This window comes from Mitsuaria sp. TWR114, from assembly GCF_007997345.1.
On sequence record NZ_VOSR01000833.1, the window covers coordinates 1 to 568 of the forward strand.

At 75.4% G+C, this 568-nt stretch carries 1 protein-coding gene; it reads right to left on the reverse strand.

Annotated elements, in window-relative coordinates; genetic code table 11:
• Positions 1–529: hypothetical protein (locus FUT87_RS24700; RefSeq protein ID WP_222617275.1), on the reverse strand; the 529-nt coding region annotated here is incomplete at its 3' end.
• Positions 530–568: the final 39 nt, after the last annotated feature.

The following is a 568-nucleotide window of genomic DNA, read 5'->3' on the forward strand; positions in this document are numbered from 1 at the left end:
CCAGCGCGAGCGCCTGCTGCGCGGCCGCCACCGCCTCTGCACCGCGGCGCAGCTCGCTGACCAGCAAAAGCGTCTGCGCCTGCAGCCAGCGATAGCGGCTGCGGCGCGAGAGATCCTCGGCCTGGAGCGCCAGCGCCAGCGCGTGGTCGAGGGCGCCGCTGTCGCGGGCGCAGCGCGCGTGATGCCACATGGCCTCGGCCTCGTAGTCGCGGTGCCCGACGGCGCGCGCGTCGGCGCGGGCCTCGTCCAGGCGCGGCAGCGCGGCCTGCGGGCCCTGCGTCGCGCGCAGCGACACCGCGCGGTTCAGCGCGATCTTGGAGCGCATGTAGGGGTCGTCGCCCAGCTGCGGGTAGTGCAGCTCGGCCTGGTCCAGCACGCGACCGCCGCGCGCCCAGTCGCCCAGCGCGAAGCACAGGTGCGCCAGGCCGATGCGGGCCAGGCAGGCCCAGCGGGTCTCGTCGTCGGCCAGCTCCAGGGTCTGGCTCCAGGCGTTGCAGGCCTGGACGTAGTCGCCGCGCTGGTAATGCATGCGGCCCAGCGCTCGCTGAGCTCGGCGGCCTCTTCCAGC